The 10,206-nt window shown below is 39.8% G+C and carries 8 protein-coding genes, 2 tRNA genes and 2 pseudogenes; 9 read left to right on the top strand and 3 right to left on the bottom strand.

What is annotated here, in order from left to right; translation table 11 throughout:
• The first annotated feature begins 52 nt into the window (after positions 1-52).
• Both GEZ84_RS04575 and GEZ84_RS04570 read left to right on the top strand, forming a co-directional pair.
• A tRNA-Ile gene (locus GEZ84_RS04575) sits at positions 53-126 on the top strand.
• A 6-nt stretch (positions 127-132) separates the two neighbouring features.
• Positions 133-220: transfer RNA gene (locus GEZ84_RS04570), tRNA-Ser, on the top strand.
• 113 nt (positions 221-333) lie between these two features.
• Here the strand turns inward: GEZ84_RS04570 and birA are convergent.
• Together birA and GEZ84_RS04560 are read right to left on the bottom strand one after the other, a co-directional pair.
• Positions 334-1,269 carry a bifunctional biotin--[acetyl-CoA-carboxylase] ligase/biotin operon repressor BirA gene (gene birA, locus GEZ84_RS04565; protein ID WP_153223645.1) on the bottom strand — a complete coding sequence of 312 codons (936 nt, stop codon included), beginning with the start codon at positions 1,267-1,269 and terminating at the stop codon, positions 334-336.
• Between the two features lie 430 nt (positions 1,270-1,699).
• A pseudogene (locus GEZ84_RS04560) lies at positions 1,700-2,866 on the bottom strand (IS30 family transposase).
• A 230-nt stretch (positions 2,867-3,096) separates the two neighbouring features.
• Here GEZ84_RS04560 and GEZ84_RS04555 point away from each other — a divergent pair.
• From GEZ84_RS04555 to GEZ84_RS04535, 5 genes and pseudogenes are all read left to right on the top strand, one after another.
• Positions 3,097-4,290 carry an O-antigen ligase family protein gene (locus GEZ84_RS04555; protein WP_153223644.1) on the top strand — a complete coding sequence of 398 codons (1,194 nt, stop codon included), beginning with the start codon at positions 3,097-3,099 and terminating at the stop codon, positions 4,288-4,290.
• Positions 4,291-4,434: 144 nt separating this feature from the next.
• Complete coding sequence (locus GEZ84_RS04550; RefSeq protein WP_153223643.1) at positions 4,435-4,878, top strand: MarR family winged helix-turn-helix transcriptional regulator; 444 nt, start codon at positions 4,435-4,437, stop codon at positions 4,876-4,878.
• Positions 4,879-4,909: 31 nt separating this feature from the next.
• Positions 4,910-5,104: pseudogene (locus GEZ84_RS04545) on the top strand (polyketide cyclase); the annotation flags it as partial.
• A 14-nt stretch (positions 5,105-5,118) separates the two neighbouring features.
• Positions 5,119-5,847 (top strand): ATP-binding cassette domain-containing protein, encoded by a 729-nt coding sequence (locus GEZ84_RS04540; RefSeq protein ID WP_153223642.1) that lies wholly within the window; start codon positions 5,119-5,121, stop codon positions 5,845-5,847.
• Positions 5,840-7,360 carry an ABC transporter permease/substrate-binding protein gene (locus tag GEZ84_RS04535; RefSeq protein WP_153223641.1) on the top strand — a complete coding sequence of 507 codons (1,521 nt, stop codon included), beginning with the start codon at positions 5,840-5,842 and terminating at the stop codon, positions 7,358-7,360. The genes GEZ84_RS04540 and GEZ84_RS04535 overlap by 8 nt, the downstream gene beginning before the upstream one ends.
• Before the next feature lie 138 nt (positions 7,361-7,498).
• Here GEZ84_RS04535 and GEZ84_RS04530 read toward each other — a convergent pair whose 3' ends face one another.
• Entirely contained in the window at positions 7,499-8,035 is a 537-nt protein-coding gene (locus tag GEZ84_RS04530; RefSeq protein WP_000181705.1) for a TetR/AcrR family transcriptional regulator, read from the bottom strand.
• Positions 8,036-8,167: 132 nt separating this feature from the next.
• Here GEZ84_RS04530 and GEZ84_RS04525 point away from each other — a divergent pair, with 132 nt between their 5' ends.
• Both GEZ84_RS04525 and GEZ84_RS04520 read left to right on the top strand, forming a co-directional pair.
• Positions 8,168-9,064, top strand: a complete 897-nt coding sequence (locus GEZ84_RS04525) for a cation diffusion facilitator family transporter (protein WP_000645154.1) — start codon at positions 8,168-8,170, stop codon at positions 9,062-9,064.
• A gap of 76 nt (positions 9,065-9,140) precedes the next feature.
• Positions 9,141-10,178 (top strand): zinc-binding dehydrogenase, encoded by a 1,038-nt coding sequence (locus GEZ84_RS04520; RefSeq protein WP_153223653.1) that lies wholly within the window; start codon positions 9,141-9,143, stop codon positions 10,176-10,178.
• Positions 10,179-10,206 lie beyond the last annotated feature (28 nt).

Genomic DNA, 10,206 nt, shown 5'->3' with positions numbered 1-10,206 from the left:
CGATTCTCGTCACCCGCTTTGAACTTTGTTCAAATTACCAAGTTTTTAACTTGGGCGCGTAGCTCAGGTGGTTAGAGCGCACGCCTGATAAGCGTGAGGTCGGTGGTTCGAGTCCACTCGTGCCCATTAATAGGAGAATTACTCAAGAGGCTGAAGAGGACGGTTTGCTAAATCGTTAGGTCGGGTAACTGGCGCAAGGGTTCGAATCCCTTATTCTCCGTTTTAATGAGAGTTTATGACTCTCTTTTTTTTTCTTTTTAATATTATAAAAACTACAGATGTGTAGAATTTAATTGAATTACTCATCTGTAGTTATTTTATAATTGTATTATTTTACTTCCAACTCTTGAGTGAAATTTCGCCACTATTGAGCCAGATTTCTTTTCTGTTATCACATTGAACTAAAAGCTTGCCATTTTCTGAGATATCTTTAGCAAGTCCCTTGTAGTCTTTTTGATCCAGTGTGAAAGTAACTTCTTTTCCTAGAACGAATGACTGTTTTTTATAGAGGTATAATAACTCATCTGCTGGTGTTTCGAAGAAAATACGCCAGATTTCTATGATTAATTCATTCCTTGTTATAGGAGCTGGTGCTTTAAATAAACTAGCAGCTTTTTCTTTTAATTCCTGGGGGAAGTCTTTAATAGTGAAATTGATACCTACTCCAATAATGATATCTGTGACTAAGCCAGTTTCTACAGAGGTCATTGCCTCAGTAAGGATTCCTCCAATTTTATGATTGTTTAGGTAGATATCATTAACCCATTTTATGTCGACATCTATTAAAGTTAGGTTCTTAATGGCTTTGTAGACAGCTCCAGCTACAAGTAGTGTGTAGGATGGTAATTTGTCATAGGCGAGATTTGGTTTAAGATGGAGTGTCATATAAATACCACCTTGTGGTGAGTAGAAAGAACGTTGAAAACGACCTCGACCTGCTGTTTGATAGGAAGCTAGGTATAGAGTGTTTGCTTCATTCCCTAAATCAATTGCTTCTTTTGCATCCAGTTGTGTTGATTTTGTTTCAGGTTTAAAACTGACTTTAATTGGAAGATTTTCTTCTAGAATCTCTGGAAGAATAAGGTCACCATTCATCAGTTTATATCCTTTGTTTTTGATGCTATCAATTTCAATGCCTTCTTGTTCTAGCCGCTTGATGGCTTTCCAAATTGATGTTCGGCTTAGGGATAGTTTTTCTGCGATTTTTTCTCCGCTGATATAGTCGGTTTCTTTAGCTAGAATATGGTAGACAGCTTGGTAGGATTTCATAGTGTTGCCTTTCTTTAAGAATAGTATATGATTTGAATCTAGTTTGGATAGTTGCGCCTAATCTATATTTTATTACTACTATTTTAACATATGCCTACTATTTACGGCATGATTTTCTTAGAGAAAATGCAATCATTAAGATTGAGTCTTGAAATCTCAGTATTTTTACTCTCTTTTTGGTAAATTCCCAAACTAAGTTCCACCGCTAGTAGAAGTGGAAGTTAGTCTGATAAAAATCGTAAAAACCAGTGGAAATCCGTTTCAGGGTAAGTTCCACTGGTTTTACTAATGCTTGATTTCATCGCTTTTGTAGCCGAAAGGCATCGAAAAAAAGAGCGCACAAAATCCCCTCATCTGAAAGCGTTTCAGATTAAGTTCCGCTATGGTGGAAGTTAGTGTGAGACGTTTGAATGGGGGTTTAGGTTAGTTTTTAGATTTTATGTTGGAGTAATGTAGAAGACTGGCAGACATCTTCTGCAGGTATTTTAGAAATACCGAGAAGCTTAGGAATCTCTTCTCCATAAGTAAAGGCAAAAAGTTCATAGGCTGACTTTCCATTCAAAGCAGCCCGTTTGACACTGTTGACATGCGAACAAACGAGATTGATGTCCTCTTGAGTTAAGTTGTCAAAGGAAGTTCCCTTTGGAAGAATGTCGCGAATTAGCGTGTGATTTTTCTCAATTCTCCCTTTCTGGTCAGAGCGATTAGGGTCACAAAAGAAGAGTTTACTTTCTCCTCGCACATCCATTTCGATGTCATCAACCCTGGCAAACTCTCCACCATTATCTGTCAGGATGACAGGAAAGAGTAGGAAGAAATCTTTGTCAGCTTGGTGAAGAGTGTTCTTGAGCTTATAGAAGTGTTTGGTAACCTCAAGGGCAGTTTTATTATCCAGAAGCCTAGCGAAGATAAAGTTACAGAAAGAGAGATTGAAGGTGAGTAGTACTTTACCTCCTATCCTGCCCATAACAGTGTCCATTTCCATCCAAGAGTTCAGTTGGTTAAGAGCTAAATAATTTTGGAAATCCTCATAGGAACGTCCTTTTTTAGCTTCTTTAGGGATGGAGGGTAGTTTACTTTTCCGTCTTTCTTTGAATTTAACGGCTCTGGCTAGGTCAATCGGAGCGATAGACAGGTACCCTTTTCGGATGTGTCGATAGACAGTTGAGGAGCTGACGTCAAGGTTGTGAGTTTTGAGGATATGATAGATGTGTTGTCCCTTTTTAACCCCATCAGAAATGATCTTGTCCATGTCCCAGAAAGTCTGCGAGTTAAGGGGAGTTCCTTCACGAGCTTCGACAAGAGTTTGTTCGTACTGCTTTTGAGCTTGTTTAGCGAGGTATAAAATCTTCTTATAGCCACAATTTTGTCTTCTTTTAGGGCACCCATTACAGACAAAGGGAGCTTTGTCGAGTAGAGGTCAAGGAAGGTTGTTAGAGGTAGAGTCTCTAATTTGTTTATTTCGTTTGACTTCTTTAGAAACAGTAGTCGGGTCTTTTAGAATGGATTGTCCGATAGCTTTGAAGGTTTCACCGCGCTCTAAGCCTAATTGGATATCATTACGGTCTGAAAGTGTAAGGTGTTTATGTTTTGTCATAGTGAACCTCATTTCTAACTCAAACGTCTCACACTTAATTCCACCATAAAAATCCGTTTTAGACTAATTTCCACTTCGGCTAGCCAAGTGGAAGTTACTTTGAAAAGTTAGCTTGCTCTCTTTTTTACCTAGGAATCGTTTCCTTTGTTTTCAAATTGCTAAAAAAGTGGTACAATATAGGATAGCTTGCTATTATCTGAATCAGTTGATTTGGAGAGAAAGGATTCATTTTGAAATCAATAGGCTTTATTAAAAAGCTGAAAGGGTTGTCTAGTAAAGAGCTGATTTTATTGGGAATTATCCTGAGTATATTTTTACCCTTTTATCTTTTTGTAGTTGTATTCTGTTTATATATTATCAGTTTGATTTTTACAGGAGATATGAAAAGTATTCTTCAGAAAATGGGGGAGCATCCGATGCTGCTTCTTTTTCTTGGCTATAGTACTATTATATCCATTTTTGCACAAAATTGGATGGGTCTTGTGGCTTCAGTAGGAATGTTTCTATTTACTGTTTTCTTTTTGCACTATCAGTCGATGTTATCACATAAATTCTTTCGATTGATTTTGCAGCTCGTCTTGTTTGGTAGCGTATTGTCAGCTGTTTTTGCGAGTTTAGAACATTTCCAAATTGTGAAGAAATTCAACTATGCTTTTCTTTCACCTAACATGCAGGTGTGGCATCAGAATCGTGCAGAAGTGACCTTCTTTAATCCTAATTATTATGGTATTATTTGTTGTTTCTGTATTATGATTGCTTTCTATCTGTTTACAACGACCAAGTTGAATTGGTTGAAAGTATTCTGTGTGATTGCAGGCTTTGTGAATCTCTTTGGTTTGAACTTTACTCAAAATCGAACTGCCTTTCCTGCTATTATCGCTGGAGCAATCATCTATCTCTTTACGACTATTAAAAACTGGAAGGCTTTTTGGCTTAGTATTGGGGTCTTCGCGATCGGCTTGAGCTTCCTCTTTTCAAGTGATCTGGGAGTTAGGATGGGAACTTTGGATTCTTCTATGGAAGAACGGATTTCTATTTGGGATGCGGGGATGGCCTTGTTTAAGCAAAATCCTTTTTGGGGTGAGGGGCCATTGACCTATATGCACTCTTATCCTCGGATAAATGCTCCCTATCATGAACATGCTCACAGCCTTTATATTGACACGATTCTGAGTTACGGAATTGTTGGGACTATTTTATTAGTTTTGTCTTCTGTTGCTCCTGTTCGATTGATGATGGATATGAGTCAGGAGTTGGGGAAACGTCCGATTATCGGTCTTTATCTATCTTTCCTTACAGTGGTTGCTGTACACGGAATCTTTGACTTGGCCCTTTTCTGGATTCAGTCCGGTTTCATTTTCTTGCTAGTTATGTGTAGCATTCCATTGGAGCATCGAACTTTGGTATCGGACATGACGGATTAAGTTTATAAGATTGAAATCTTCTACCTTGAGTAGGAGATTTTTTACTGAGAAAAATTAGTTCTAAATCGAAATAATTGACAATTAGAATAATAAGTACTATAATATTTTTTATTCGTATCGATATGGAAATAAATTGGAGGTTTCATGAAATATTGTCATTTGGTAGCCCATCATATTCGTTTGTTGAATGGGCGGATTTTTCAAAAGTTACTAAGACAAGACCCTGACTCTCTTTATCGGAGTGAGCAGGGGAAGATTTTAGCGGTTTTATGGAATAGTGAGACAGGCTGTGCTACGGCGACAGACATTGCGCTTGCGACTGGGCTTGCTAATAATACGCTGACGACTATGATAAAAAATCTAGAGGAACAAAATCTTGTAACTGTCAGTCCGTGTGGAGAAGATAAGCGTAAGAAGTATTTAGTTTTAACAGAGTTGGGCAAGTCTCAGAAAGAAGTTGGGCAACGTGTCAGTCAAAGATTGGATACTATCTGTTACAAAGGATTTTCAGAGGAAGAAATTCGTCAGTTTGAAGGTTTTCAAGAAAGAATTTTGGCTAATCTGAAAGAGATGGAAAATGAGGTTTAAGATAGATCAAATTAGCTGTTTATAAGCAAAGGTCACTTTTGACTTTGTTTTCCAACTCTTAGGACAAGAAAACTACGTGGTTAGCTATGGTCAGACTTAGATTGATGGTGACGCCTGTGCCCAGTACGATATTTTCCGTCTAGAAAACGGGAAAATTTTGTAGTATTGGAATAATAAGGAAGTTTTGCCTAAGATAGAAGCTTTGATCAATAGAGGTAAGTTTTAAATTGAGGATACAGAATGATTGAATACAAAAATGTAGCTTTACGTTACACAGAAAAAGATGTCTTGAGAGATGTCAATTTACAGATTGGAAATGGGGAGTTTATGGTTTTGGTTGGGCCTTCTGGCTCAGGTAAAACGACTATGATTAAGATGATTAACCGTCTCTTGGAACCAACTGATGGAAATATTTATATGGATGGCAAGCGCATCAAAGATTATGATGAGCGGGATCTTCGTCTTTCTACTGGTTATGTTTTACAGGCCATTGCTCTCTTTCCCAATCTAACGGTCGCGGAAAATATTGCCCTGATTCCTGAGATGAAGGGATGGACTAAGGAAAAAATTGCTCAGAAAACAGAAGAGCTTTTGGCCAAGGTTGGCTTGCCAGTAGCTGAGTATGGGCATCGACTTCCGAGTGAATTATCTGGTGGAGAACAGCAACGGGTTGGAATTGTTCGTGCTATGATTGGTCAGCCTAAGATTCTCCTCATGGATGAGCCTTTTTCAGCCTTGGATGCTATTTCGAGAAAACAGTTGCAGGTTCTGACGAAAGAATTGCATAAAGAGTTTGGGATGACAACGATATTTGTGACCCATGATACGGATGAAGCCTTGAAGTTGGCGGACCGTATTGCCGTTTTGCAGGATGGAGAGATTCGTCAGGTGGCGAATTCTGAGACTATTTTAAAAGCTCCTGCAACAGACTTTGTTGCAGACTTGTTTGGAGGTAGTATTCATGACTAATTTAATTGCAACTTTTCAGGATCGTTTTGGTGATTGGTTGACAGCCCTATCTCAACATTTGCAGTTGTCACTTTTGACCCTGTTACTAGCTATTTTTATCGCGATTCCTTTGGCTGTTTATCTTCGCTATCATGAGAAGTTGGCGGATTGGGTCTTACAGATTGCAGGGATTTTCCAGACCATCCCGTCTATGGCCTTGTTGGGGCTCTTTATCCCCTTGATGGGAATTGGAACCTTGCCGGCTTTGACAGCACTAGTGATTTATGCGATCTTTCCGATTTTACAGAATACCATCACTGGGCTGAAGGGAATTGATCCGAGTCTGCAAGAGGCTGGGATTGCCTTTGGGATGACTAAGTGGGAGCGTCTCAAGAAGTTTGAAATTCCACTTGCCATGCCTGTTATCATGTCTGGGATTCGGACGGCAGCGGTCTTAATTATCGGTACAGCTACCTTGGCGGCCTTGATTGGGGCAGGGGGACTCGGTTCCTTTATCCTTTTGGGGATTGACCGTCATAATGCCAGTCTGATTTTGATTGGGGCCCTTTCTTCTGCAGTGCTGGCCATTGGCTTTAACTTCCTACTAAAAGTAATGGAAAAAGCGAAATTGCGGACGATTTTCTCTGGTTTTGCCTTGGTTACGCTATTGCTTGGTCTGTCTTATAGTCCAGCCCTTTTGGCTCAAAAAGAGAAAGAGAACCTGGTTATTGCTGGGAAAATAGGTCCAGAACCAGAAATTTTGGCCAATATGTATAAATTGCTGATTGAAGAAAATACCAGTATGACTGCGACTGTTAAACCGAATTTTGGGAAAACAAGTTTCCTTTATGAAGCTTTGAAAAAAGGTGATATTGACATCTATCCTGAATTTACTGGTACGGTGACTGAAAGTTTGCTTCAACCATCACCAAAGGTAGATCATGAGCCAGAGCAGGTTTATCAAGTGGCGCGTGATGGCATTGCCAAGCAGGATCATCTAGCCTATCTCAAACCCATGTCTTATCAAAATACTTATGCTGTAGCTGTTCCGAAAAAGATTGCTCAAGAATATGGTTTAAAGACCATTTCGGACTTGAAAAAAGTGGAAGGGCAGCTGAAGGCAGGCTTTACGCTTGAGTTTAATGACCGTGAAGATGGCAATAAGGGCTTGCAGTCAATGTATGGCCTCAATCTCAATGTAGCGACTATGGAGCCAGCTCTTCGCTATCAGGCAATTCAGTCAGGGGATATTCAAATCACGGATGCCTATTCGACTGATGCGGAATTGGAGCGTTATGATTTACAGGTCTTGGAAGATGACAAGCAACTCTTCCCACCTTATCAAGGGGCTCCACTAATGAAAGAAGCTCTTCTCAAGAAACATCCAGAATTGGAAACAGTTCTCAATAAATTGGCTGGTAAAATTACTGAAAGCCAGATGAGCCAGCTCAACTACCAAGTCGGTGTTGAAGGCAAGTCAGCAGAACAAGTAGCCAAGGAGTTTCTACAAGAACAAGGTTTGTTGAAGAAATAGCTTAAAAATGCTGAACTCAACTTGGTTAAACGACTAGATAGAAAAATGCTCAGACAATGTCGTCTGGGCTTTTTTGATTATTGAAAAGATAAAAAACTCAGTAGCCTAGAAATAAGGCAACTGAGCTCTACTCTGTATTCAATTTTTAGGAATGAGAAGGTCTAGATAAAATTGGACAACTTCTTGGTCTGTAAAGTCTTGCCCTTTTTTGAGCCACCAGGTCAATGTCTCGATAAAGTTGGACATGACTAAGTGTTGGAGGTAAGAAGGAGGCAGACTTGGGTGAGCTTTTTTCAACTTATCAGCTAGCACGGAATAGACATGGTGTTCTAGCTCTTTATGGAGTTGACGGAGGAAGTAGTCATTTTTAGAAAATAGCAGACTGGTGATATGGTCTTGATTTTTCTGAAAATGTAGAAAGAGGTGAGCGAGATAATCCTCGGTTGAAATGGACTCCTCTCTTTCAAAGATGTGATGAAAGAGGTGGCGACAAAGCTCGTCCAGAAGTAGTTCCTTGCTCTCATAGTGACAGTAAAAAGTGGAACGTCCCACATCTGCGAGATTAATGATATCCTGAACTGTAGTGGATTCGTAGCCCTTCTCGTTCAAAAATTGTAGAAAAGCCTGATAGATGGCTTTTTTGGTTTTACTGATACGGCGGTCAATGTTAGTCATATGGACATTTGAGGCAAATTGTTCAGAACTGAATAAAGCTGATATTTTGCTTCTATCCTTTCTTTGAGTTTTAGTGGATAATGATAATGAACAAGGTGTTCATAAGTCTATTATAACAAAGGAATGAGAAAAATGAAGGCAAAATATACTGTTTGGGTAGCTTTTTTCTTAAATTTAAGCTATGCTATTGTTGAGTTTATTGCAGGAGGAATCTTTGGTTCGAGTGCTGTTCTTGCTGATTCTGTCCATGACTTGGGAGATGCTATAGCCATTGGCATATCGGCCTTTTTAGAAACAATCTCAAATAGAGAAGAAGATAGGCAGTACACCTTGGGTTACAAGCGATTTAGTCTTTTAGGGGCCCTGGTGACTGCTGTGATTCTTATCACAGGATCCATCCTAGTGATTTTGGAAAATATAACTAAACTTTTTAATCCACAGCCCGTTAATGATGAAGGTATTCTCTGGCTAGGGATCATTGCAGTTAGCATCAATCTGCTAGCTAGTCTAGTAGTTCGCAAGGGAAAGACAAAGAACGAGTCGATTCTGAGCCTGCACTTTTTGGAAGATACTCTTGGTTGGTTAGCTGTCATTCTAATGGCGATTATCCTCCGATTTACAGATTGGTATATCTTAGATCCTATCTTGTCGCTTGTCATTTCTATCTTCATTCTAACAAAAGCAATTCCTCGCTTTTGGAGCGCACTCAAGATTTTCTTGGATGCTGTGCCAGAAGGTGTCGATATCAAGCAAGTCATGAGTGACTTAGAGGGATTAGACAATGTGGCTAGCCTTAACCAGCTTAATCTCTGGACTATGGATGGTTTGGAAAAAAATGCCATTGTTCATGTTTGCCTAAAAGAAATTGAACAGATGGAAACTTGTAAAGAATTCATACGAAACTTGCTAAAAGATTGTGGATTTCAAAACATCACTATTGAAGTTGATGCCGACCTAGAAACTCACCAAGCACATAAGCGCAATATAACAGAGTTAGAAGCAAGTCATGATCAAAATCATCATCATTGATGAGGTGTAGTATAAGTGAGCGAAAGCATAATAAAAAGTGTATACTTAAACTAGTAAAAATGGAGAGGATATGTTAATGAAATCAGCAGTCTATAAAAAAGCAGGTCAGGTCGGTATTGAAGAGGTTAAGCGTCCAAGTATTCAAGAAGCGGATGATGTTATTATTCGTGTGGTTCGTGCTTGTGTTTGTGGTTCGGACCTTTGGAGTTACCGCAATCCAGATATTAAATCGGGACATAAAAATAGTGGACACGAAGCGATTGGGATTGTCGAAGAAACTGGGGAAGCCATTACGACGGTGAAGCCAGGTGATTTTGTCATTGTCCCGTTTACACATGGATGTGGTGAGTGTGATGCCTGTCTTGCTGGCTTTGACGGTTCTTGCGATAATCATATTGGTAATAACTTGGGAGGCGATTTTCAGGCGGAATATATTCGTTTTCACTATGCAAACTGGGCGCTGGTTAAAATCCCTGGACAACCTTCTGACTACACAGAAGGTATGCTAAAGTCCCTCTTGACTCTTGCAGATGTCATGCCGACAGGCTATCATGCGGCGCGTGTTGCTAATGTTCAAAAAGGGGATAAGGTTGTGGTCATTGGTGATGGTGCTGTAGGTCAATGTGCTGTCATCGCGGCGAAGATGCGTGGTGCATCGCAAATTATCCTTATGAGTCGTCATGAAGATCGTCAAAAGATGGCTCTGGAGTCGGGTGCGACAGCTATTGTAGCTGAGCGAGGTCAAGAAGGTATTGCCAAGGTGCGTGAGATTCTAGGTGGTGGTGCAGATGCAGCTCTGGAATGTGTTGGAACAGAAGCAGCGGTTGATCAAGCTCTTGGTGTTCTCCATAATGGAGGGCGTATGGGATTTGTAGGAGTCCCACACTATAATAATCGTGCTCTTGGTTCGACATTTATGCAAAATATCTCTGTAGCAGGTGGGGCAGCTTCTGCGACAACATACGATAAGCAATTTTTACTAAAAGCCGTCCTTGATGGTGATATCAATCCAGGTCGCGTCTTTACTTCAAGTTATAAACTGGAAGATATCGACCAGGCTTATAAAGACATGGATGAACGTAAGACCATTAAGTCTATGATTGTGATGGACTAAAAAAGAGAATTCTAATGGAGATTTGAGA

Source organism: Streptococcus mitis, assembly GCF_009496155.1.
In the GTDB taxonomy this organism is placed as follows: domain Bacteria; phylum Bacillota; class Bacilli; order Lactobacillales; family Streptococcaceae; genus Streptococcus; species Streptococcus mitis_BQ.
The sequence above is the reverse complement of the archived record's forward strand: the minus strand, read 5'-3'. Positions and strand labels throughout refer to the sequence as shown.